The 24,382-nt window shown below is 42.1% G+C and carries 26 protein-coding genes and 1 pseudogene; 17 read left to right on the forward strand and 10 right to left on the reverse strand.

Annotated elements, in window-relative coordinates; genetic code table 11:
• Positions 1-51 precede the first annotated feature (51 nt).
• Positions 52-1,236 carry a tyrosine-type recombinase/integrase gene (locus AQ981_RS04655; protein ID WP_015703826.1) on the forward strand — a complete coding sequence of 395 codons (1,185 nt, stop codon included), beginning with the start codon at positions 52-54 and terminating at the stop codon, positions 1,234-1,236.
• A 60-nt stretch (positions 1,237-1,296) separates the two neighbouring features.
• Here AQ981_RS04655 and AQ981_RS04660 read toward each other — a convergent pair whose 3' ends face one another.
• Positions 1,297-2,385 (reverse strand): helix-turn-helix domain-containing protein, encoded by a 1,089-nt coding sequence (locus AQ981_RS04660; protein ID WP_015703827.1) that lies wholly within the window; start codon positions 2,383-2,385, stop codon positions 1,297-1,299.
• Positions 2,369-2,995 carry a hypothetical protein gene (locus tag AQ981_RS04665; protein WP_161969154.1) on the reverse strand — a complete coding sequence of 209 codons (627 nt, stop codon included), beginning with the start codon at positions 2,993-2,995 and terminating at the stop codon, positions 2,369-2,371. Before AQ981_RS04665 ends, AQ981_RS04660 begins: the two co-directional genes overlap by 17 nt.
• A 446-nt stretch (positions 2,996-3,441) precedes the next feature.
• Here AQ981_RS04665 and AQ981_RS04670 point away from each other — a divergent pair, with 446 nt between their 5' ends.
• The 3 genes from AQ981_RS04670 to ptuB are packed head-to-tail and all read left to right on the forward strand — an operon-like array spanning position 3,442 to position 6,877.
• The gene (locus AQ981_RS04670) at positions 3,442-4,458 is read left to right on the forward strand and encodes a retron St85 family RNA-directed DNA polymerase (RefSeq protein ID WP_015703829.1); all 1,017 of its coding nucleotides are present in this window, start codon (positions 3,442-3,444) and stop codon (positions 4,456-4,458) included.
• Positions 4,458-6,101, forward strand: a complete 1,644-nt coding sequence (gene ptuA / locus AQ981_RS04675) for a retron Ec78 anti-phage system effector ATPase PtuA (protein WP_015703830.1) — start codon at positions 4,458-4,460, stop codon at positions 6,099-6,101. The genes AQ981_RS04670 and ptuA overlap by 1 nt, the downstream gene beginning before the upstream one ends.
• On the forward strand, positions 6,101-6,877 hold the full coding sequence (gene ptuB / locus AQ981_RS25705) for a retron Ec78 anti-phage system effector HNH endonuclease PtuB (RefSeq protein WP_071608800.1): 777 nt from the start codon (positions 6,101-6,103) through the stop codon (positions 6,875-6,877). Before ptuA ends, ptuB begins: the two co-directional genes overlap by 1 nt.
• Positions 6,878-7,181: 304 nt before the next feature.
• Here the strand turns inward: ptuB and AQ981_RS04680 are convergent, their stop codons facing one another.
• The gene (locus AQ981_RS04680; RefSeq protein ID WP_015703833.1) at positions 7,182-8,354 is read right to left on the reverse strand and encodes a hypothetical protein; all 1,173 of its coding nucleotides are present in this window, start codon (positions 8,352-8,354) and stop codon (positions 7,182-7,184) included.
• Between the two features lie 365 nt (positions 8,355-8,719).
• Between AQ981_RS04680 and AQ981_RS27845 the strand changes: the two genes are divergently transcribed.
• From AQ981_RS27845 to AQ981_RS04735, 12 genes are all read left to right on the forward strand, one after another.
• Positions 8,720-8,884 carry a helix-turn-helix transcriptional regulator gene (locus AQ981_RS27845; protein ID WP_161969156.1) on the forward strand — a complete coding sequence of 55 codons (165 nt, stop codon included), beginning with the start codon at positions 8,720-8,722 and terminating at the stop codon, positions 8,882-8,884.
• A 159-nt stretch (positions 8,885-9,043) separates the two neighbouring features.
• Complete coding sequence (locus AQ981_RS04690) at positions 9,044-10,327, forward strand: hypothetical protein (protein WP_015703835.1); 1,284 nt, start codon at positions 9,044-9,046, stop codon at positions 10,325-10,327.
• Between the two features lie 184 nt (positions 10,328-10,511).
• The gene (locus AQ981_RS04695; protein ID WP_015703836.1) at positions 10,512-11,405 is read left to right on the forward strand and encodes a GTPase family protein; all 894 of its coding nucleotides are present in this window, start codon (positions 10,512-10,514) and stop codon (positions 11,403-11,405) included.
• Between the two features lie 191 nt (positions 11,406-11,596).
• Positions 11,597-12,286, forward strand: a complete 690-nt coding sequence (locus AQ981_RS04700; RefSeq protein ID WP_015703837.1) for a helix-turn-helix transcriptional regulator — start codon at positions 11,597-11,599, stop codon at positions 12,284-12,286.
• A gap of 61 nt (positions 12,287-12,347) precedes the next feature.
• On the forward strand, positions 12,348-13,358 hold the full coding sequence (locus AQ981_RS04705) for a hypothetical protein (protein WP_015703838.1): 1,011 nt from the start codon (positions 12,348-12,350) through the stop codon (positions 13,356-13,358).
• A 92-nt stretch (positions 13,359-13,450) separates the two neighbouring features.
• On the forward strand, positions 13,451-14,272 hold the full coding sequence (locus AQ981_RS04710) for a DUF932 domain-containing protein (RefSeq protein WP_015703839.1): 822 nt from the start codon (positions 13,451-13,453) through the stop codon (positions 14,270-14,272).
• Positions 14,273-14,339: 67 nt separating this feature from the next.
• Entirely contained in the window at positions 14,340-14,810 is a 471-nt protein-coding gene (gene radC / locus AQ981_RS04715) for a RadC family protein (RefSeq protein WP_015703840.1), read from the forward strand.
• Positions 14,811-14,822: 12 nt separating this feature from the next.
• Positions 14,823-15,149, forward strand: a complete 327-nt coding sequence (locus AQ981_RS04720; protein ID WP_015703841.1) for a type IV toxin-antitoxin system YeeU family antitoxin — start codon at positions 14,823-14,825, stop codon at positions 15,147-15,149.
• A 20-nt stretch (positions 15,150-15,169) separates the two neighbouring features.
• Complete coding sequence (locus AQ981_RS04725; protein WP_015703842.1) at positions 15,170-15,490, forward strand: TA system toxin CbtA family protein; 321 nt, start codon at positions 15,170-15,172, stop codon at positions 15,488-15,490.
• Positions 15,491-16,019: 529 nt separating this feature from the next.
• Positions 16,020-16,709, forward strand: coding sequence for a hypothetical protein (locus tag AQ981_RS04730; RefSeq protein WP_058910595.1), 690 nt, complete (start codon positions 16,020-16,022; stop codon positions 16,707-16,709).
• A 9-nt stretch (positions 16,710-16,718) separates the two neighbouring features.
• Positions 16,719-17,132, forward strand: a complete 414-nt coding sequence (locus AQ981_RS25710) for a hypothetical protein (protein WP_071608801.1) — start codon at positions 16,719-16,721, stop codon at positions 17,130-17,132.
• A 526-nt stretch (positions 17,133-17,658) separates the two neighbouring features.
• A complete protein-coding gene (locus AQ981_RS04735) occupies positions 17,659-19,269 on the forward strand; it encodes an FAD-NAD(P)-binding protein (RefSeq protein ID WP_058910596.1) in 1,611 nt (536 codons plus the stop codon).
• 11 nt (positions 19,270-19,280) lie between these two features.
• Here the strand turns inward: AQ981_RS04735 and AQ981_RS04740 are convergent, their stop codons facing one another.
• Both AQ981_RS04740 and cspF read right to left on the reverse strand, forming a co-directional pair.
• A complete protein-coding gene (locus AQ981_RS04740; protein ID WP_058910597.1) occupies positions 19,281-20,096 on the reverse strand; it encodes a LysR family transcriptional regulator in 816 nt (271 codons plus the stop codon).
• A 176-nt stretch (positions 20,097-20,272) separates the two neighbouring features.
• On the reverse strand, positions 20,273-20,485 hold the full coding sequence (gene cspF, locus AQ981_RS04745; protein WP_058910598.1) for a cold shock-like protein CspF: 213 nt from the start codon (positions 20,483-20,485) through the stop codon (positions 20,273-20,275).
• A gap of 306 nt (positions 20,486-20,791) precedes the next feature.
• On the opposite strand from cspF, the gene cspE reads away from it, so the two are divergent.
• The gene (gene cspE, locus AQ981_RS04750; RefSeq protein ID WP_058910599.1) at positions 20,792-21,007 is read left to right on the forward strand and encodes a transcription antiterminator/RNA stability regulator CspE; all 216 of its coding nucleotides are present in this window, start codon (positions 20,792-20,794) and stop codon (positions 21,005-21,007) included.
• A 374-nt stretch (positions 21,008-21,381) separates the two neighbouring features.
• On the opposite strand, the gene AQ981_RS04755 is transcribed toward cspE, so the two are convergent.
• The 5 genes and pseudogenes from AQ981_RS04755 to AQ981_RS04765 form a co-directional block, all read right to left on the reverse strand.
• The gene (locus AQ981_RS04755; protein WP_154675900.1) at positions 21,382-21,675 is read right to left on the reverse strand and encodes a hypothetical protein; all 294 of its coding nucleotides are present in this window, start codon (positions 21,673-21,675) and stop codon (positions 21,382-21,384) included.
• Positions 21,676-21,679: 4 nt separating this feature from the next.
• On the reverse strand, positions 21,680-22,081 hold the full coding sequence (locus AQ981_RS28000) for a DUF1308 domain-containing protein (RefSeq protein ID WP_275935292.1): 402 nt from the start codon (positions 22,079-22,081) through the stop codon (positions 21,680-21,682).
• Between the two features lie 2 nt (positions 22,082-22,083).
• Positions 22,084-22,303, reverse strand: a pseudogene (locus AQ981_RS28005) (RHS repeat-associated core domain-containing protein); the annotation flags it as partial.
• Positions 22,304-22,312: 9 nt separating this feature from the next.
• Positions 22,313-23,449, reverse strand: a complete 1,137-nt coding sequence (locus AQ981_RS04760; protein WP_058910601.1) for an ISAs1 family transposase — start codon at positions 23,447-23,449, stop codon at positions 22,313-22,315.
• A 257-nt stretch (positions 23,450-23,706) separates the two neighbouring features.
• Positions 23,707-24,030 carry a hypothetical protein gene (locus tag AQ981_RS04765; protein WP_058910602.1) on the reverse strand — a complete coding sequence of 108 codons (324 nt, stop codon included), beginning with the start codon at positions 24,028-24,030 and terminating at the stop codon, positions 23,707-23,709.
• Positions 24,031-24,382: the final 352 nt, after the last annotated feature.

Raw genomic sequence — 24,382 nt, forward strand, 5'->3', positions numbered from 1 at the left:
TGGGGGCATTATGGGGGGCATAAAAGATGCCCCCATTTTGAGGTGCCCCCAATGAAGTTAACAGCCCGTCAAGTTGATACTGCTAAACCGAAAGAAAAGCCTTACAAGTTATCTGATGGCGGTGGTCTCTACCTTGAGGTAGCGACCAGCGGCTCACGTTACTGGCGTTTGAAGTACCGTTACGCTGGTAAAGAAAAACGCCTGGCCTTTGGTGTATATCCAGAAGTCTCCTTAGCTGAAGCGCGTGATAAACGTGAAGCTGCCAAAAAGGTACTGGCGGCGGGTAACGATCCTGGTGAAGTAAAGAAAGCGGAGAAAATCGCTCAGAAGCTAGGCTTTGAAAACACTTTTGAAGCAATTGCGAGAGAATGGCATCAGGTGAGAGCTGACCGTTGGTCGTTGCGCTATCGTGAAGAAATCATTGATACGTTCGAGAAAGATGTTTTTCCCTACATTGGCAAGCGTCCCATTGCAGAGATAAAACCGATGGAGTTACTTGAAACTCTGCGCCGAATGGAAAAACGTGGAGCACTAGAAAAGATGCGCAAAGTCAGGCAACGCTGTGGTGAAGTATTCCGTCATGCGATTGTGACCGGACGTGCTGAATACAATCCTGCCCCCGATCTCGCTACTGCCCTCGCTACACCTAAGAAAACACATTTTCCCTTTCTGACCGCTGAAGAACTACCGCACTTCCTCAAAGATCTAGCTGGGTACACTGGTAGCATTATTACCAAGACGGCAACCCAAATCATCATGCTTACAGGTGTACGAACTCAGGAGTTGCGTTTCGCCCGTTGGGAAGATATCAACTTTGAAAAGCGACTCTGGGAGATACCAGCTGAAGTAATGAAGATGAAACGACCGCATATCGTACCTATGTCGGATCAGGTAGTAGCACTCTTTGAATCACTAAAACCTATTACTGGGCTATATCCACTTGTATTCATTGGACGCAATGATCGCACTAAGCCGATCTCAAAGGAAAGCATTAATCAGGTGATCGAGTTATTAGGATACAAAGGAAGGGTGACGGGGCATGGTTTTCGGCACACAATGAGTACCATACTACACGAAGAAGGTTTTGACTCTGCGTGGATTGAAACTCAACTTGCTCATGTGGACAAGAATGCGATTCGTGGAGCTTACAACCATGCGCAGTATCTGGATGGAAGGAAAGAGATGATGCAGTGGTATGCAGACTATATTACCCACTTGCTTAGAACATCATTTTAACCAATGAAAACATAGTATTAAGTAAAATGGCTAAACTATAAATGTTCAGCCATTACCTTTTTAATTTACTAAACGTAAATGCTGATTTTGTGTACTCAGTGAGTACAACTGGTTAACTTCGGGTAAAAATAGGTTGAATATAGATGCAAGTTCATTCTGATCATAACCCAGTTCTTCTTTCGCATGATCAATAATTGCATTCAGTAAAGTGGGTTTTTCCCCATTTATATCGAGTTTTACAGGCTCATCAACCTTGTAACGTTTGATGGACATCTGCCTCCAGATCCAATCACTTTGGCCTGCCGTAATAGCTTTTAATGTTTTAGCTCTGTAAAACAACGCAGCCATTGAGGTTCGCCAGAATGGTTTAAGTGCGGCAGCCTTTTCAATACTTACATTTCTTAAATCATTATAAATATCGGAAGCGGGCATAAGTAATTCTGCAGCAAAAGTGTTTGCCTCCTCTTCCATTTCAGGAGTAGGAGCACGATGCATGACTAAATGTCCCAGCTCATGAGCTAAGGTAAATCGGTAGCGGTCCATTGGCTGGTTTTTGTTTATAAAAATCAGTGGCGGCAGGCCAGCTAGGTTATAACTAAGGCCGGAAAGACTCGTATCTTCCATATCACAGTCGATGATAATGACTCCTGCCCTTTCTAACACTTCGACTAGATTTTTTATTGGTCCGCGTGGGATGTGCCATGCTGTACGAACGTTACGCGCAATTTGCTCAATATTGTCTTCATAATCGTCAGGATCATAGTACGGGAGTTCATATTCAGGTTCAAAATCAACGAACTGCAAAAGTTTTCTGAGATGGGCTATGCGTACATTTACTTCCGCAACAAGCTTGTCCAGTACTTTCATACCGACTGACGCTTTTTTACGATACATGGGATTTGCACTTATGGGTCCGCCATAAAGCCTTTCAGACATCATGAAAAACTCAATGGGGCAGTTGAGCGCTTTTGCGATGCTATCAATTTGCTCATCAGTGGCCGGCTTAAGGCCTTGCTCAATCTTAGACAAGGTTCCTTGAGAAATGGCGATAATCTGAGCCAAATCCTTCTGGCTCATACCCAACATTTTCCGACGCAACTCAATCATCTCTGGGCGTATTGTGGCTGCTGACTTAATCTCCACGACCATTTTCTACCTTCGGTTCTGTCTTTCTAGCCCGTCTTGGTTTCACAACACTTTTTGCTGGGGAAACCGTCTTAACAGGCTGTGGTTGGGGTATGTTCAATTCAAGCTTAGATATAGGCATTTCGTACAGATTTTCATCTGTTAAATCAATTGCCCACGCAACAAACTTACCATTGCGCTGCGTGAGAACAATTTTATCAATTCCTACACCATCGTCACTAAGTATGTAGAGTAGCTCTAAACGAACTAATCCTCCAAACATGTCCATTTCAGGATTATGAAAATCCAAGGCTCTTTGAGTAGGGTAATTGGAAGAACGAAGGCTCTTATCACCTTTCTTAATCCTTACAAAATATCGATCCTGAATCAGAAAGCCTACCTGATATGGCATTTTTACATATTTGATCCCTTTAAGATTAGAAGTTTCAATACTGTCTTTAAGGAAAAACAATGCGTCATTGCGGAGAACAGCTGAACGAACACGCTTATCAATCAACCGTCGTGCGACATCGTTTTGAAGCCAATTTTTCCAAACATTGTCGAAAACTGAAGTTAGGGTGTGGTAGTAGGGTTGACAGACTGAATGTGCTTCTTCTTTGTTGATTAAAGACATATAGAATCTCTGGAATTTTTGCTGTGAAATGTCATGGATAAGCATAAAACTCAGCCACATTTTTTACAACAAATTATTCCAAAAAATATTCCAAAACAAGGTAACTATATGTTTTTTTAACATTTATTATTTTTGCACTACACTCTCCTGTTAAGCTCGCAGTGCATTCTTGTTCGAGCCCCATCAATAGCAGTTGCTGAAATCGCTGCTGTGTTGCTGGACAGTTAGCTTGTCTGATATGCTTTGATTGCTCTTTAGCTTGTGGCTCAGTATTAAAGCCTTGTCGGGCGCTTCGCCAGACACCAACTTATTGAACGACATTGTGGTTGCGAAAGTCTCGCGACCCAAGTTCGTTAACTCACTTAGGTCGCGAGACTTTCGCTTCCTCTAGTAAAGAGCGCAACACAGCCCTTCATCTGAAGGGCTCTAACTCTAGAGTCGATAAAATGACAACTCTAAAACATCATTTACTCACCAGCCCCTTAGTTGCGGAACAGGCGTTCAGTTTGCTCTCTACCTCCTCGTCTAAAAAAGTGACGAAATTGGATGTGGAAAAATGGCTCACTGTCTCACTTGCAAAGGTGATGGTAAGTGGCCCCAAGATGTACAGAGTTTATACAATCCCCAAAAAAAATGGGGGCAAACGTACAATTGCTCATCCGTCAAGAGCTCTCAAGGTGATCCAAAGAGGATTAGTTGAATTCTTAAATGATAAATTACCTGTACATGATGCTGCGTATGCATATAGAAAAAATATTAGTATTAAAGATAATGCGCTTCAACATGTGACAAATCCATATTTTTTAAGAATGGATCTCGCTGACTTCTTTAATAGTATTGATGTTAATCTATTTGAGGAGCGGATTGAGAAACATAAAATCCAACTAAGCGCAGCAGACAAAGCATTAATCCGTCGTTCTGCGTTTTGGAGTCCCAAGAAGACAAATACAGGAACCCTTATTCTCAGCATAGGTGCACCTTCATCGCCATTAATATCAAATTTCATTATGTTTTCATTCGATGAAACGATTAGTTCAATCTGTGCGCCTCTGAAGATCACATATACGAGATATGCCGATGATTTATTTTTTTCTACTAAGAATAAAAATATACTTTTTAAAATCCCAAGCCTAATCCAATATGTTTTAAGTACTGAGTTTGGTAAAAAATTAACGATTAATGAAGTTAAAACCAGTTTTTCATCTAAAGCACATAACAGGCATATTGCAGGAGTTACCATTACTAATAATGACACTCTATCTTTAGGTCGAGAGAAAAAAAGGATAATATCGTCAATGATCCATAAATACTCCCTAGGAAAATCTGACGATATTGAACTGGCTAAACTACAGGGGCTCTTATCCTTTTCGAAACATATAGAGCCATTATTTATCGAAAGAATGATGAAAAAATACTCAGTTAACTTGGTAGATAAAATAATCTCTGGTCAATGGAGGAAATAATGGAAGGTAAAAATAAAAAGGCAACCAGAACTGTAACTGAAAAAATTGAAGGTGCAGAAAAAGGACATCTGGGGGATATGTTTGAAGTTGCAGGATGGATGGAGTCAGGGCGTTATTCTCTAAATACAGATAAAGCTAAAGCCCAAGAATATTACGATCATATAAATGAAAACCTTCAAACAAAACGACCTTTTTTTTCTAGCTTAGAGTTAGTAAATTATAAAGGTATTAGAAAAACGGTAAAAAAAATCACCCTTGACCCATACTTGAATATTTTTGTAGGCGTGAATGGCAGCGGGAAAACGACAATAATTGAATCTATAGTAAAAGCATCTACTTGGCTGGTTAATGGTATTAAAAATAGAGCAAATGGTAAAGGAATCCATCCTGCTGAAATAAATAATTCTCAAGATGCAAAAGATTGTGCAATTACAGCAACATTAACTCTTGATGAGAAATCAACATTCACACTCATCTTGTATAAAAATAAAAACAGTACAAATAAGAACAGAAGCTCATTGAGTGAGTTTAAAAATTTAGCCGAAATGTATTATTCACTCAACAGTAAATATAAAGGTGAATCCTGTCTCCCTCTCTTTTGCCACTATTCAGTTAGTAGAGCTTTAGAAATAAAAACAGATGATGAACAAAAAAATGGTGAAATTACTGCATTTAATAACTTAGATGGGTACAGCTTTTCATTTGAAGAATCTAGGAATTTCAAGAATTTAATTAAGTGGATGTTGTTTTGTGGCTCTCAAAACAATGATGAAGTTGATGATATCAAAAACAAACTATCTTCTCTTGAAGTTAAATATAATACAACATATGAAATCTACAACTTTTTAGCAGATGAGACTAAAGAAGAATCCTCTATTGGATTAAAACTTAAAAATGAATTAGATGAACTTCGCATGAAAATTGCAGAATTCCAGTTAAATCTAAATAATGTCGATGGCAATATCGTTAGTGTTGTTAAAAAAGCAATATATAAATTTATGAGCATCGACAATATAAGAATGAAAGTTGATAAAGATAACGTATCAATCTTACTTGACAAAAAAGGTATAACTATTTCTGCAACTGACCTTTCTCAGGGTGAAAAAGCTTTATTTTCCTTAGTCAGTGATATTAGCCGTAGGCTTATTCTTCTAAATCCAGGAAAAGGGATTGATGCTTTAAAAGGTCATGGTGTTGTAATTATCGATGAAATTGATTTACACTTACACCCGAAATGGCAACAGGAAATCATTGGACAACTACAGGATACTTTTCCTAACATTCAATTTATTATAACAACTCATAGCCCTCAGGTATTATCAACCGCACCGAGCCATTGCATTAAAGTTATTCGTAATGATGAAAATGGAATACTAAATATTGTCGAACCTGAATTCTCTCTCGGTTCCGAGTCCGATATGATTCTTGAAGATATATTTCTTGTAAACTCTCGCCCGGAAAATATTGAGCAAGTAAAAATGCTTAACCGGTACAAAGATTTAATAGAACTCGATAAGTGGGATACGGATGAGGCTGAAGATTTAAAGAAGGAGCTCGATAAATGGGCGGGTAAACACGATCCAGTAATGAAAAAACTGCAAATGGATATTAGGCTTCGTGAGTTTAGAAGAGGGAAAAAATAATGAAAAAAATAAAAAAAGGGGATGAGCCGAATTTATTATCTATATATAAAAGGGAAAATCCTAACAGTGATTGGAAGAATGGCTTCAGACAAAATGCTGGAGCAGAGGCAAATCAGTCAGTTCGAGATGCTCTAAAAAAAGAGCAATTTGGTTTATGCGTTTATTGTGAAATAGATCTTAAGGATTCTGGAGGAATTGGATTTGATGATTTCAGGGTAGAACATTTCTTTCCGGAAAATCCAAAGGCAGGCGAATCAAGAGGTGATGGTATAAATTATGCTTTGCACTGGCCAAACTTATTTGGATGTTGTACTGGAGGGAACGTACCACATGTAGTAGAGAGCGAGGAAAGGTATAGCAACCCACATACTCATTGTGATGTACCCAAAATGAATAATGATTGGACAGCAATTATCCTCGACCCCACTGTAGATATACCAGCATTTCCATCGCTTTTTGAGTTTAATGAGGAGGGAACTATTTCTGTATCTGATAGTTGCCCACAAGAAATTAAGGAAAAAGCAAATAAAACTATTGAATACTTAAAACTTAACACAAAGAAAATTGAAAGATTTAGAAGCGCCACAATCCAAAAAATAAGAGATGAATTACTTTCATTTCCAGAAGAAAATCTTCCTGCAGTTTTGAATGAGTTATCTGAAGCTTACCTTTGCCCGGATAATAACGGTAAGCTATCTCCTTTTTTTTCTACAATCAGATGGTATCTTGGTCCAGCTGCAGAGGATGTTTTACGACAATCAGAATATAATGATTAATATTAAAATATAACTTATACAGTTGATGATATTTAATCATCAGGATGATTGTTTTTTATCCATTATGTTAGCCGGTATATTACATTCATATCGATAATACTTTAAATTGCATGCTGCCCGTGTCGTGGCATGCCCATAAGGCTTGGGCTGCATTGTTGCTTAAGCATGCAACTTCAAGTTTATTGGGTATAACAGCATTACTTATGCTAGCTCTTAAAAAATCAACGTTTTCCTCGCATGTATCCTGAGTAATTTAAATATTACACTGCAACATAAACATATAAATTAGCATCATTTCATTTGTTTATATATCCAACAGAACAGCATCATTATAATATAAATCCTCATAATCCCAAGACAAATAATAATTTAACTTTGCACACTGTTCACAGTAAAACCTCACCTTTAAGTACTCATTTTTCAAAATTTTTCTATATCGAAGATATAACGTTCTTTCTGACAGAGTAATATCAAGCCTCTCTAATTCACGACACGCCTTTTCACTTACACTTCCTTTATTATCACTTTCACAATAAATAGGTTGGTTAACATTTTCTTTTTTTATTAGACTCATAAGAAAAATTCCCAAAGTTCCTGGCCACCTGGCAAACGTTCCCTTAAATAATCTTTTATGCCTAAAAAGGCGGTTAACGTTTATTAATAGATAGTTTGCTGACTTTCGGTGGTCCATATGTAATGCTTGGAACCAAAATAAATCAGTAGTATTAGAGAATAGTACATCGATAAGATATTTATAATTATCAGCCATATCACGACATACAATCGATGAGGTTCCTTTAGGAGGAGCCTTTATTATTAACTCATCAGAACCCCCAGGTCCAGCAATATATTTCACATTAGATCTCAAAATCTCAAACTCCATCAAAAGTCCAACTCTTATAAAAGCACATTTACTTTCTTCTCGAGAAGTTTTGGCGTTGTATTTTGCAGCGTAAAGAATACCCAAATCATTTAAATAATTAAAAAATAAAATTGAATCTAGCGGATGAATAATACTGACCGTTTTAGATGCAAGTCTAAATCTTATCGCTGGTGAAGTATTTGCTATTTCCTCTTTAGCTAGTAAATATTCTAAAGAATTAAGAAAAACCGCTTTATTAACTCCATTTTTCTCAGCTAAATTAGAGAGAGTAGAAATGGATATTTCAGTCCTTTTGTTTATTAACTTCTCCAATTCTTCATAAGACATATTATCGACATTGCCAAAAACCTTAAACGTATCAATTTCATCATTACTTAAGGCAACCTCGATACCACATAGAAGATAGTGATTTAAAATATCACGCTCGATAAGTGATGAACAGATCCTATTTGTGACCTCTTCCACTAACGAAAAAATAACTAAACAAGCTTTAGTTTGTTCATTACTTAAAAATAGTGAAGTATAGACATTCTTGAAATGTATAAAATCCATTATATCTATTACAGCATTTTGAACCTGTGTCACCTTTGGCATTAATAAGCTCCAGTGTCTAAAAAAGTATTTCTAATTTGCCAATTTTACACACTAAAAGAATCTAATACCATCTTCTTCGTAGCAAAAAACCGGTACTTAAAAGACTAATTCAACGAAGAGACTATAAAATGGAAAAGTCAGAAAAAACAGAAAACAACAATAAAAACAAACAGATAAATGAAATTTATAAGTATGCTCGGTGCTTTCGCCGTCGCCAACCTTTTAGATTAAATTATTTTCCTGAGCATCTGTCTCTAGATGCTCTCTCTCAAGCCGCGATGGAGGGGGCTGCAAGCTTGATCCCGGGAAAAATACATACTGATACCATTTCGCATGATTACGATAATATTGATTTCTTAATCGATATGAAGTACATCGTAAGCAATTCAGGTCTGACAAATAAGTTCTTCTACGCTCAAATAAAAAAAGGCCTATTTCCATCACCAATTAAGCTAGGGCGATCTTCCCGGTGGAAACTGAGTGAGTATGAACAATGGATTGAGCAAAGAGCAAATAATAGAGGCCAATAGCAATTTAGAAAGATAATTGACTAGGTAATTTGTATGTTGATAATTAAATTTAACATTATATTTATATCAGTTAATTATCTATTGGTTAATAATTAACTATAACACAACAATACTAATATCTAAACTGCATTACCATTTAATGGTATAAAGGATAATATCATGGCCATCTGTGTCCGTAAAAACTGCACTACGTCTGTTTGGGGTAATAATAAAGAGAGATCTAAACGTCTCTGTAAACGACATTATGCCGCATATGTCCAAAACCGGATAGCTAAAGAGGCTAAAGCATTATCAGTTTGTTATTATTGTGGCCTGTCCCTCGCAAAGATGAGAAACAAAAAATACTGTTGCAAAGCACACCGCCAGCTGGGTTCCAGAAAAATTTTAGGGAAGATCATAACGGATATTATTGGATTTTCTTACTGGGGGCATATTCAACATCATATTAAGCGAAGCCCAATAGAACTGGCTTCAATTAATGGAGTGCATGACATTACTGGTTTATACCAACTGTACCAATGTAAAACGAAGCATCAAAGGAGCTATGTTTTAGCACTCGAACAATGGGGAGTATCGAAGGAGAAATTAAAAATTAAACCTATACCACTTCTAAGGTTAGAAATTTGCCATTTCTATCCGGTGAATAGTGGTGGTGAAAATACACCTGATAATGTGATCATTGCCCCATTACGTATCAATCGCATGTTAAAAGATACAATTCCGTATCAAGGTAGGCTTTTTCCCGGATTGAAAGTGTTAAGAAAAAAAATGCCACTGAATGGAAGCCTTTACGATGGTCTAGTTGCACGATTTGGAAAAAAGGTTGTAGACGAAGAGCTTTCATCAATTGGCAAACTAAAGCACTTCCATGGTAATTACGCCAAACAGCCGGAGTTTGGGGGAATGCATCATGAATTTCCCCTACTAATGCTGTTAATTTCGGAATTATTACGCTTAGGGCACCATGACATTGTTAAATTTCTTCAAGCTATTCGGCGGGACTATGAGAGTCTTCTTCCAGTATATGTTGAATTAGTGGCTATTATCATGTTTTATGCGATTTTAACTGGTGATCGTGACCGTTTCCTAATGCGTTTCATGAGAATTCAGCGTTGGTTCGACGACACGGCTTTATCCACAAGGCATCCATTTCGGGCATGGGGCAGGGACAACTACGAAAGATGCATGTACCTACTCCTAAGGCGATATCTACGGCTGTTTTTTGGCTCAGCTATTGAGAGTCCCCGAGAAATTGTCGATCTCTACAATAGTTTTTTCTCACTTCAGGTTGTTGACGTCGGGGAGCTAGGCGAAATCGTAAGCTTTTCCTATTTCAAAGGAAGACAGAGCAAAGTGAATACCTTTTTTATCATTCCAGAGTATGTGCTTGACACACTGCCTAGGTCAGGGGACGTTTTCGGGATTGGTTCAACACTTAGCTGAACGGGTAATACAACACCACAAATAAATAGCGCCAAAACTGTCGTTTTTGGCGCTCACTTTTCCACACTTTATCGCTAAAATACAGTAAGTTAACTTAATATCACTATCCCAATAAATTTCACACCCTCATTACTCCTTTGAAGAACCGAAAGACTTTCAGGTAATACATTCAAAGGAGCGCCTTATGTCCAAACACTCTAATTCACATGATGCGGTAAACGCATTCCAAGCCTGTCTTAGCTTCCTACCCTCTTCTTCAACCGAACGCATCCTGAAGCAGTTAAAGCAATCTATCGACTACGAGCCTGTAATTGGAATTATGGGTAAAACAGGTGCAGGTAAAAGCAGCCTTTGCAACGCACTATTCCAGGAGCAAACTTGTCTGACTAGCGAGCTTATGGCGTGTACCCGAGAACCACAACGCTTGGTCCTCACTGTGGGCGAACGCAGCATAACCCTGGTCGATCTTCCTGGCGTTGGTGAGACTCCTGAGTTCGATGCTGAGTATATGGCGCTCTATCATCGTTTGTTTGTTGAACTGGACCTAGTTATTTGGGTATTACGGGCTGATGATCGCGCCCGGGCAATAGATATTACAACACACCGATTGCTACTTTCTAATGGCGCAGATCCATCACGTTTCTTATTTGTGATAACTCAGGCTGAATGTATTCCTCCGTTACCAACTAACTCTGAATGCCAGGATCGGCCTTCTCCAACACAGTGCCTTTCGTTGGCCACCATCAGCGCCCAAATTGCGGGTCAGTTTCCATCTTCTTATCCGGTAATAGCAGTTTCTGCTCATACTGGCTACAACTTGACGGTCCTTGTAGAGCTTATGGTGCATGCATTACCGATACAGGCTAGCAGCGCCTTTTATCGGCAATTGAAACCAGAGCACCTGACTAAAGAGAGCAACGATGCTGTACGCCAGCGGTTTGGTGAGATGGCAGGAAATGCATTTGATACGGTGATAAACCCGGACTCTTTCCCGTCAGGCTGGACCAGCTTTTTGAGAAAACTGCGCCAAAAATTAGTGCAGCTTGCCACCGTGTTATGGGACAGATTTTTTGGCTAACACCACATCCGTCAGGTTGTGTCGCTATGATGAATGTTTATCAGACAAAACCTTTCTTAACAAGGCGTTATCGTGCCGCACTATTTTTCAGATTTCATTATTTTACCTATCTTTGCCGACATAACGTGTCCGGCCTGTGCTGCATAATAACTGCATGAAATAGAACCATATTTGTTGCCCTGAGAGGCCATATGTCCGTCAACGAGCAAGACTCACGTTACGACCGACTGGCGATCAGATTATCGGTCATTATTAGCCGCCTGCTTGCGGGAGAAACACTCTCACTCAAATCTCTGGTGGATGAATTTGGTGTCTCTGAACGCACTCTACAACGTGACTTCAATCAGAGGCTAATCCATCTGGATATTCTGGATGAAAATGGACGATACCGTTTGAATGATTGCCAACCACCCGATCATTCATCGGGCGCATTCTCGTTTATACGTACTACAGGGATTGCTCGGATAATCCCAGTGCAAGACAGGCAACTAATGAACCTGCTAATGAACGAGTCCGGGACTTCACCCTGCCTGATCTGGCATGCCCCCCTGAAATCCCATGTCGCATTACCCGAGTTCTTCTCCCGTCTTGTGCAGGCTATCAGCCAGAAACGACAAATCACTGTGTTGGTTGAAGGGCAGCGTCATGAAGCATTGGAGCCTTATCGTCTTATTCACTATGTGGAGGAATGGTATCTGGTGGTGTGTCAGTCGGGAAAAATCCGTGTGTTTGCTCTGACCAGTATTGGTGCTGTCACGCTTGATGAGGTGCGCTTTAAGCGTCGCGAAGATATTTCATACCTAACTGCTGGTGAAGGTTTTATTGCGGCACTACCGCATTTTCCTCTTATCAGTGATGTTATTGACACATTTCGCTATTAGTCCCAGCTATCAGGAAGACCTGATTTAGCCTGTATATCTTATCCGTTATGGAGAACCTTTAATGAAAATGATCATACCTCTTAAAACTACGATACTGACAGTGATGTTAGGTGCCTCAACTTTTAATGCTTCCGCAGCATGGCAAGTAAGTGGGACTTTTTGTCAGTCTTACACTGATGATGGACGAGTACTTGTTCGCGTAAGACCCGCAACAATAGGTTTGATTGAGCAGCAACCGCAATGCAACGGACGAGGCTCTACCGAATTGGCTGGCAGTAACTTTAGTGTCAATGGTTCGTCTTATCCCTCCAGCGTGATGTGTAACGCCCAATCGAACTATCAGGCAGTGCAAACCACCACGGCGACAAAAGATATCCAAAACATAATCAGCATGCTGCAAGATAACCAATCGGTCAGCATCAATACCTTCGGTTCACGTTCTGAAGTTAATACTGCTGATTTTGCACAAGCTTGTTCATCCATCATTAACCAGAAAGTGGCCGACTTCGATCCCCAGAAAACCTATCAACAGGACATGGCAAAGATGGGCTATAAACAGGATGAAAACGGCCAATGGCATAAACAATCAAAACAGGCATATTCACGCGAAGCAGATCCTGAAATAGCCGCCAACTATGATCCCAAAGCGGGGGTTGCTGAAAATTCAGGAAAAGGAGGGTTCTATGGAGACGGAGCCAATAAAAATCTTTATGGTCCGGGTAGCCAGGCACAAAAGGATGCTGAAGCTGCAAACGAAGCACGCCGCCTTGCAGCACAAAATCATATGTCAAAAAGCGCTACTGGAATTACAGAACCAGAGATGCAGGCAGCATTAGCGGCAGCGAAAAAGGCTTATGCTGCTAATTACGATCAAGAAACCCTCGCATCAGCTGACTTTGGATCATACAAACAAGCACCTTCTGTACCAGATCCGGCAGATAAAACACAAAAATTGCGTGTCGTGGAGTATGAGGTCTTTAATCCAGGCTACAAAACTTATGACAAAGTGCGTGTCACCCTAAACGCATCAGGTGCAGTGACTGGCACACAGGTTCAGTACGAAGGTCAGTAATACACCATTCAACTGCTAGCAATCATTTCATCAAGGCCATGCATCCCTAGGGAAGTATGGCCTTTTCACTTTTATGCCCGAAGGAATTAATTATGACCCGATTAGCCAGCCGCTTTGGTGCGGTCAATTTAGTGCGCCGTGATCGCCCGTTAACCCACGATGAACTGGCACATTACGTTCCGAGTGTCTTCAGTGAAGAAAAGCATGAATCCCGCAGTGAGCGTTACACATACATCCCTACTATTACCCTCCTCGATAACCTTCAACGCGAGGGTTTTCAACCGTTCTTTGCCTGCCAGACCCGAGTGCGAGATCTGAGTAAACGAGAGCACACCAAACATATGCTGCGCCTGCGTCGCGAAGGGCAAATTACCGGCAAACAGGTGCCAGAAATTATTCTGCTTAATAGCCACGACGGTTCAAGCTCATACCAGATGCTACCAGGTTTATTTAGATCGGTTTGCCAAAATGGACTTATTTGCGGTGAAAGTTTTGGGGAAGTGCGTGTGCCGCATAAAGGCAACGTAGTGGAGAAAGTCATTGAAGGGGCTTACGAAATACTGGGCATTTTTGACCGAGTAGAAGAGAAGCGCGATGCCATGCAGTCACTTATGTTACCGCCACCTGCTCAGCACGCCATTGCGAAAGCGGCATTAACCTATCGTTTTGGTGAAGAGCATCAACCAGTCACGGAATCACAGATACTTTCCCCGCGCCGATGGCAGGATGAAAGTAACGATCTTTGGACTACCTACCAACGCATTCAGGAAAACCTGATTAAAGGTGGGCTATCGGGACGAACCATCAAAGGTAAACGCGCTCATACACGCGCAGTGAAAGGTATCGACGGTGATGTGAAGCTCAATCGAGCACTGTGGGTTATGGCTGAGAATATGCTGCAATTTGCTTCATGAACTCTATCACAAGGCTCTTTTGCCCCTACGACTAAACTGGTAGGGCTTTTTGCTTTAAGGAACAATTATGTCTGCGCCCAATTTATTCCCGGAATTTCCTGTAAACGAGCAACGTGTTATACAACGCGCACTGCGATTGCTGGAGAAGTATCAGCGTCAACCCAGTGAATCATTTACTAGCACCAGCGTTACTAAAGCCTGGCTTCAACTCAGGATGGCACACCTTGAGCGTGAAGCTTTCATCGTGATGTATCTCGACAATCAGCACTGTTTGCTGGAACGCGAAACACTGTTTACCGGCACACTGAGCCATACCGAGGTACATCCCCGCGAAGTGGTGAAATCGGCACTGAAGCATAATGCTGCTGCGGTAATTCTGGCGCACAACCATCCTTCTGGTACGACAGAAATCAGCCAGCAAGATAAACACATTACTCAGCGGATCGTGAAAGCGCTGGCGCTGGTGGAAGTACGCGTGCTGGATCATCTCGTAGTCGGGAATGAGACAATTTCATTTGCTGAGCTGGGATTACTTTAAAAGGAGGTTCTCATGTCATTAATACCAGCCCATGAATGGGGACTACAAAGAGAAATTGTTCCACGGTTTGGTGCCAGATTAGTTCAGGAAGGCAACCGGCTGCATTATCTGGCTGACAGGGCTAGTTTGATGGGCAATTTCAGCGATACGGAATGTTTCAAATTGAATGACGCATTTCCACACTTTATCAGCCAGATGGAATCGATGCTGACCACTGGTGAACTGATCCCCTGTCACCAACACTGTGTCACTCTCTACCACAACGGTTTTACCTGCGAAGCTGACACCCTTGGCAGTTGCGGCTACGTGTACATCGCTGTTTACCCTACTCAACGCTAACTAATTTCTTGAGATCAAACATGAATACTCAACCTGCAACAACTCCGCAGGCGGCGAAGCCATGTCTGTCGCCCCTGGCTGTCTGGAAAATGTTACTGACAATCCTGCTAGACCAGCACTATGGTCTCACGCTAAACGACACGCCGTTCAGTGATGAAACTGTTATTCAGAAACACATTGAGGCAGGTATTACCTTGGCTGATGCCATAAATTTTCTGGTTGAACGCTATGAACTAGTTCGTATTGACCAAAAAGGCTTCTCTGTGCAAGATCAAGAACCTTGGTTAACTTCTATGGATGTCCACCGAGCACGATTTAAACTCAACGTGGAACGTTTATAATTTAACCAGTTAACTGACAAGGAAAAACATGTGGGGGCATAATTGGGGGCACACTTAAAAATCGCATAGAAAAATAATCAATAAATTCAAAGTGATTACTTATCAAATGCGATTCCTGTGATCTCCGCCAAAATCCTTCCATAGCAGTCCATACCCGTCCATTTATAATTATAAAAACAATAAGTTAAAATAATTATCGTCCATATGTGACCATAGTCATGTAAGCATCCCTGTGCTCTTCACCACGTCAATCCTTGTGAGTCCCACTAAAATCAATAAACGCCTTAAAAAACGGATAACTAAAGCCATCAATTTTCTCCTGATGTCGACTTATATTTACCTGAATCAAATATATTTCAGGGATGTAAACATACCCATTTTTGCTCTCTACAGTTTTTGTACTCTCCCAACGCTTTCACCATCAACCGATACTATTCCAGTATCAGGTTATCCAGGCAGGAAGGACATTTGAATAAAAATCTTGCTGAATATATATTTAGAAAAAGGAACATTTGCAAAGGAGAGTGCAATGAGCATACGAAGTGACATTATCGATGGACGACTTGCTATTGGTTCAAGCTATGGGTTGATCTATACCGAGGTTTTAGGATGGATTGATCTGGGCCATGCCCAGGGAGAAGATATTCGGGATCTTCTCCAACAAATGAACACAGGAGAAACGTCATCAAGTGATAAAAATACTTATGAGGTTAAGTATGCTCAAGGAATGGTTGGTATTAAAAGAAAGATTACGATATCCCGCTTCATTAAATGGCGTATAAAAAAAGGGCGTCCTGTTCATGAAAGGCAAAGTATCGCCTTAGCTATGATGCTTACTGTTGCAAAACGATTTGAGTCTATGCAATCATCCTTTCCTTTTAGTTTAGTTACTGACAGCGGTTTTAGCGGGGAAGATTTGATTTCTGATTTATTAGGCTTTTATCGGGTCGTCTCTCTGCAAAATCCATTTCCTTTATTGCGCCCGGTAAGTCAGGATAATGCACTAAAACGCTGGGATTATTACGGTCCAGTTGGATCATTTAAAAACACCAGTTTTCGTCCTATTTTATTTCCAGACCCTGAAAGGTTTCCCGGCTCATCACCTCGACCTGGGTATCTCCCGGCATTTATGAATACAGTACAACCATATAATGATTTTAAATCTACTAATGTTGGCATCGTATCTAACGATGGAACGGAACTGGAAATTAAATATTAGGGTGATTTTATGAAAAAAATATATATTATAATTGGACTGCTTATAGCTATAATTGTATTTTCATACTATTTTTCACCAACAATAAAAATATTCACAGGAGGAAATATACGTTATGCTGAGCAAGATAAAAGAGCATATAACCTATTGACCGATGATATAATTAAAAACTGCCCACGGATATCTCATGATTATGAATTTGGTTATGCAACTGTAGATGGCCCTGCAATAGAAGTAAGTGCAATAACATTCCGTAATACAACAGATATTTCAAGGGTTCATGAATATTTATTATCTCTAAATTTCAAATTAGATCGTAAAGTTGAAAGTGGTGAATACTGGACCTCGGATAATTCAGATAAAACTGTACATATAAGCACAATTGAGTTTCCTGAGACTACAATTATTGAGGTGCTGAAAAAATAAACATTTCCTTCTTAATTGAGAATTTACTAATAGTGAAGATTATAATAATGTTATCTATTTAAAAAGAAAGAACATAGAATTTCAATAAATTATATAGCCTGATTCAGGATGAAATAATAGTCAGGTTTAAAAATCCGGAAAAAATTCATATCAAAATATGAAGATCTCTTGAGAGTAAATATTAACAATATTTATCAAAAGAAAACCTCTTCCTCTTTATAAGACATTTTAACTTCAATTAACCTTTTGACTCTACACCCTTCCTGCGTAACTCCTCCCTGGCCAGCTATCGCAGCCAGCAGACCCATCCCCGGCCAGTGACTAAAACGGTGTTTTCTACCACACTTATTCCCCGGAGTTATCTCAATGGCGCTGGCGGCCAGCCTGACGGATTTCTTTTACGCGAAATCTGTTCCCTTCGCCGCTCCCGCCAGATAACCGAAAAACGACAGACCGGACGCGGCGATTTTGCCGCAGGCGAAGCCCGGATACGGACCCGTCGGACATAACACAAGGGGAAACAACCATGAAAAATATCGCCATCGTCGGCGCCGGTCCGACGGGTATTTACACGCTCTTCTGTCTGCTGAAACACCAGCAGCCGCTCGCCATTACCATCTATGAACAGAGCGATGAGGCTGGCGTCGGTATGCCCTACAGCGACAGTGAAAACTCCCGAATGATGTTGGCCAACATCGCCAGTATCGAAATCCCACCAATTACCTCAACCTATCTCGACTGGCTGCGTAACCAGAGCCAGCAAAGGCTGGCCCGCTATGGCGTCGACAAATCGACACTTCACGACCGGCAGTTCCTGCCGCGCATCCTCCTTGGAGAATATTTCCGCGACCAGTTTCTGGCTCTGGTGGAGCAGGCAGGCCAGCGCGGTTTTACTGTGGCAGTACACGAATCCTGCCAGGTCACCGACCTGCAGGCCACGCCACAGGGCGTCAGACTGTGGGCTAAGGGAGAGCCCGCACCGGCGCTTTTCGACCTGGCCGTAATCGCAACCGGGCATGTCTGGCCTGATGAAGAGGACGCGACGCGCACCTTCTTCCCCAGCCCGTGGTCTGGCCTGATGGATGCCAGCATCAGGCCATGCCGGGTCGGAATTATGGGCACTTCGCTGAGCGCCATCGATGCGGCGATGGCGGTGGTGATACAGCATGGCGCTTTCGTCGAGTCTGCCGATGGCGCCCTGCGCTTCGCACTGGATGAAAAAAGCAAAGGTCTGGAGATCGTGCTGATGTCCCGATCGGGCATTCTGCCGGAGGCGGATTTCTTCTGCCCCATCCCCTGGGAACCGCTGAATATCGTTACCCGGCAGGCGCTCGACGCCGAAATCGCCGCCGGAGCAGAGGGTCTGCTCGATCGGGTCTTTCAACTTATCGCCCGGGAAATAGCGTCAGCAGATCCCCAATGGAGCGAGCATATCGCACTCAGCGATCAGGATGCCGACACTTTTGCCGACGCCTATTTTACCAGCCGCAAGAAAAGCGATCCGTTCCAGTGGGCTGAAAAAAATCTCCGGGAAGTCGAACGCAACAAGCGCGACAAACGAACGGTCCCCTGGCGCTACGCGATTTTGCGCCTGCATGAAACCGTTCAGGAAATCGTCCCACATCTTAACGATCGGGACCGGAAAAGGTTCAACGCTGGTCTCAGCCGGGTCTTCATCGACAATTATGCGGCGATTCCGCCACAGTCAATCCGCAGGCTGCTGGCGCTACGCGAAGCCGGGCTCGTTCGTGTCCTCACCCTGGGAACGGATTACGAGATGAACAGCGAAGCAGAACACACCGTGATTTTCGCCGCAGGACAACGGCATGAATTCGACGTTTTCATCGACGCCCGCGGTCAGAAACCATTGAAGAGTAAAGATCTACCGTTCCCGACGCTGCGCCGTCAGTTGCTGGAAACCGGCGACGATATTCCCGATGTCGCCGACGATTACACCCTGCTGGAACCGGCGGTAGCGCGCGGAAAAATTGCCTTCGGCGCGCTGCCCTACCTGATGCACGACCAGCCCTTCGTTCAGGGGCTGACCGCCTGTGCGGAGATCGCCGCTGACATGGCGAAAGCAATATCGCAGCCGTCATCACACCCACGCAGGCGACTGCTGTTGTCTGATATGTAACAGACGCGGTTTTACCGGCCGGGCAGGGCCGCAGGCTCTGTCCCGGTGGCGCTGTTGATAAAATTATCGCGCAATGCGTTCTCCAGCGCCGGGTTCCAGGCGATACCGACCTGCCACCGGGTACATTGTCCTTCCAGAGGCACCAGCATCACGCCAGACGGCACGATATGGCTGGCGCCGGCAGGCAGTAACGCCACACCATTTCCCGCCGCTACCAGCGCTAACAGCGTGTGAATATCATCGGCATCGGCCAGCGCCGCGGGTCTGATATCATTTGCCTTCAGGAAACTGGCCGCCTGTTCCGACAGCCCGCGCCCGCGCTTTGGGCTGATTTGCAGCAGCGGATGATGATGAATTAGCGCGTGGATCGCATCATTGACGACCTTCAGACCGGACGGTACTGCCAGCACCAGCCGCTCAGTCATGACCACCCGCGCCAGCAGGGGGTCCGGCACTGGCAGACGCACAAATCCGCCATGCAATTGCCCGTCCAGCAGCATACGACACTGCTCATCGGAAGGGATGTCATTCAGGGACACATCGGCAGCGGGAAATTGTTCGCGGAAAGCCCTGACCAGCGCCGGCGCAAGCTGAAAGGTTGAAATCCCGAAACCAAGCGCCAGCCGCCCGACGCTTCCCTGCCGCACTTGCCGCACGTATTCACAAAATTCGTCATGCTGCCCAATCAAATCACGGGCCCGGGAATACAACTGCTGCCCGGCGACGGTCAGCCTGGCGCCCTGGCGACCGCGCAGGAAAAGACGCATCCCGGTAAGATGTTCCAGCGTCTGGATCTGCTTTGTCAGTGCCGGCTGAATGGGATTCACGTAGCGCAAGGTTTTCGAGCGAAGTGCCGGTTTTTAAAGGGAAAGAAAACCACCGGCAGTAGACTTAATAATCCTGCCCGCGAAGACAGATGTTTACCGGGGAGGAATATTTTTCCACCGCCTGCGGGTATCGATATTCAGCCTGTGGGGCATCGCGACACGGGCAATATGCAGAATTATCTAAGGTAGACGTTAGCCGCCGTTGGCCCCTTAAGGCCGTTCATTCTGCGAAATTCGACGCACATGCCGGGCATGAGTTCCTGCGCATCGGCAGGGCTCATGGTTGAGGTATGAAACAGAACATCCTTGCGTCCGTCAGAGGGGGTAATGAAGCCTTTACCATTTTTTAAATTAAAAACTTTGACAATACCTGTCATTTTTTGGGACAAACAAAATTCCTTCAGATAAATAAAACCCTGGCAGTATACCGATGATGCGCAGTAATACCAGCATAAAGATGCCTGTGAAACCTGGCCTCCCGGACGGCTAAAATAAAACTTGCGTAATGTGAACCAACGTGCGTTAATAGCGCCGTCGGTTTGAAAGACAGACGTTATAAAAAGCAGTTTACTAAAGTAGTTCTCATCATCAGGTTTATTCAGATATCCCTTCTTTTGAGTCTCCCCACTAAGCGCTAAGTAATTTCTGTAACGCAGACCATATTCGCCGCAAGGCTCAAAGAAAGGAAATATCACATGTCTAATAAAATGACTGGTTTAGTAAAATGGTTTAACGCAGATAAAGGTTTTGGCTTTATCTCCCCGACCGATGGCAGCAAAGACGTTTTTGTGCACTTCTCTGCTATCCAGAGCGACAACTTTCGTACGTTGTTCGAAGGCCAGAAAGTCACATTCTCCATTGAGAATGGCGCTAAAGGCCCGTCTGCCGCTAACGTTGTAGCCGCAGAATAATTATCCCGACGCCTGTTTATTTGCGATAACGATGACGGTTTATACCCGAGTGGACAAACAGGCAGGCGTCTGTGGTTTTTATTAAGTGTTCCCATCGAGCCAGAAATCTGTATAACACCAGCATACTCCTACACGAGCGTAAGTATTTCATCGCTCCGGAATACAGGTTATTACCTCCTTTCGGGCAACAGAACTATAACCCTGCATCAATCCATTCTTTCAATTCCTTTTGCGCCAAAAATATTAACGGCGGAGATCACATCTCGTCACGCTGCAGATGCGGCAAATATAAATGGCGACCCGCCGTCTGAAATAGCGCCGCAAATTCATATTTCCTGGAGCCTTAATTCTCTCACTATTTTTATGGATACCATTTAAGTCTCATCATCTAACCATGCGATATAGCCATTCTTCTCAAGTTTTATTGAGACATCCCTATATATTTCTTTATCTTTATTATAATATCTGGCAATATCATTATTTATAACTACCTGTTCTTTATCAATAAAGTAAGATAGCAGTTTTGATAAATTTTCATCTGACATTTCATCATATAGAAAAACAATCAAACCTTCATACTCATGTTGACTAATTCTCTCTCCAAATCCATTAAAAACCATGTCATAAGTTGATATTAAATTTTTTGGTACTTCTTTTTTCATAATCATGATGTTATAACCCGAGATATGAGAATGGATCATGAACCAAGGCATTAAAATCGACTCCCTGGGCCGAGGCACCTCTTAGAAACTTTGCATCAGAAGTTATTGTCTGAATACCCATTTTATCTGCTGTACCAAAAATAATCTTATCAGCATCACCAACTTTTCTGGTTGTTATTAAATTTAATGCTCTTTGCGATGGATTATCAGCAATAATTTCTATTTTATCTAAAAATCTCAAGAAACGTGCTTGCTCGTTTGGCCCTGCCAAACGAGAAACGGCATCAAGCGCCTCATCAGCAGCGGTTTGTGTCATAACTATCCGTCGATTACCAATCATATTTCTAATCTGATGCCTAATCGGTGAACCTTCGGCAATTAAACCTCGAACACTTCCAGCATCGAGATTCACAGAGCACTTAGTTAAACCTAAAGGATCAATCCATCCCTGCGGATTTGGAACATAAGCATACTGGTTCACTCCCCCCAATAACCCTATCGGATCCGGCATCAAATACTGCCCGGTATCCGGCTCATAATACCGATACCGGTTGTAATGTAAACCCGACTCGTCATCAGCATCCTGACCGGGAAAACGTAGCGCACAACCTGGCCTGATGTCTCCCTCATTCGCAGGGCAAGATTACGAAACCCCGCTCCCTGCAAGGACTGACGCGAGGTAGTTTCTGTCCATGCCTGCTTTTCTCATCTTGCGTCTTAGCCCGGCTTTGAACTCCTTGTGTTTTGTCAGAATGTTAATGGCTATATGTCTTATGCCTGAAAATAATTCAGCCGCGTTTCCTCTTCTTATTCTGCAATCATCTTCGTTCATCGCTACATCTAAACGCCAGTGCAACTTATTTTCGACATCCCAATGACCTCTCATCGCTCTGGCAAATTTCTCTGCCGTTAAATCCGCTGAGCTCATATAATATCTTACCTGCATCTCCGGTTCTTTTTTCCGCTCCGCTATTTCCGAACGAAATGATACCGCTACACATAATTTCTTAAGATCTTTCCATTCAAACGTAAAATCAATCGGTTCATCTGGCACATCACTGACAATATGAAGCCGTGTTTCTTCTCTGTCATGACTTTTTTCTGTCGTTGAATAACTGTCATACTTCGGATTGTTTATTTCCCTTAACGGAAATTTTTCCTCAAAGGATTTATTCAACCGTCCCTGATTTCCCTTCACTGAAAATAAATAATCACCTTGCTGAGCACGTATCTTTTCAGCGATATCTTTCTGGCATCCCATGGCATCTGTTGTAATCAATTTTCCTTTGATATCCAGCATGTTAAGCAATTCCGGTATTGCAGTGATCTCATTTGATTTTTCACTGGTTTTTATCTGCCCCAGCACGAGACTGTTCATGGTGGAAAATGCACTTATTACATGAATCGCTCCCCGACGACGACTTTTATCGTAAGAATGTCGAAGTGTCTTCCCGTCAATAGCAATAATATCGCCATCCACTGAAGAATGGCAATCACGCATCCAGTTGATAAAGCATTCATGAAACTTTTGAGGACTGATGCAGGAAACTACTCTGGCAATAGTATCATGAACCGGAATACCGTTTTCAAAATCACCGTATTGCTTCAAAAAATCAAGATGAGTCTCACCAAAATCTTCAATATCCTCCCAGCCTTCAGCGCCAGAAATAACAGCATATATTGTCAATAACAGAATATCAGATAATTTATGTTCTACTTTCCACGATTGTCTGTAATCGGGAATGATAGATATATGCGCCATTAATTTTTCAAGTTCCATAATCTGCTCTCCTTATTTTTCGGGAGATATTTGATCATATGTCATGTCAGAAGGACAGTTGTACTGGATAAGGATAGGCTTAATTTATAAAAAAAATGCGGATTTATCAGTACAAAAAATGTACTTTACGTGATCTTTCCCTGTCCAAAAGACAAAGTGTACAACAACATTAAGTTGGCGTCACGGCCCAGACTTACCGACAGGCTCTAATAAAACCGTAAAGGTCCAGATAGGATCTTTACGGTTTTTATTCTAGATTATAATTCCTCACTTTTTAGCAAACGACATTGTTCTAAATTATGTAACATGGACTGTAACTCTAATGATCTATGTGTATTGTTGACATACAACAAAATATTATATTCTAAGAAGTTTGGTTCAACTGGCTCATTATCATCAAAAGGATCAATATTTTTCCTTAGAAGAAAGTTCTCACCTCCTTTCTCCCCATGCCTATAATAGTCTCCTCCTTGATATAGGCTCTCATGGGCCTCGAAATTAATATTTAAAACTTTTTCAAAAAATAGTCTTGCTTGTTCTAAGCTAACATTATGAAAACCATATAGATCATAAAAACTCATATAACACCTTAATCATTGAGGTAATATAATGCTTGGTGCACGATTTGTAGCAGTAGGAATAGTATCGTAAATCATAAAGTTCACGTCTCTTCCATATTTTTTACTCATATTATTTGCTAAATCAAATAATCCCATTTTTTTCAAATCACTTTCAGTCAATGGGCGAGTTCTAGTTCCCTGGCCTCTCGTAGGTATACCAGCTTTATTAGCAGCGTTCATCACATCACTACCGGCAAGTGCTATATCAAAATCACTTACTCTGCCTTGGTCAAAAGGTTTCCCTGTTCTATAACTTTTACCAGTTACAGCACTACCTTGGATAATCGGTGTTGTACCTGAATATCCGGCATCT

Source organism: Entomohabitans teleogrylli (genome assembly GCF_001484765.1).
Taxonomy (GTDB): Bacteria; Pseudomonadota; Gammaproteobacteria; order Enterobacterales; family Enterobacteriaceae; genus Entomohabitans; species Entomohabitans teleogrylli.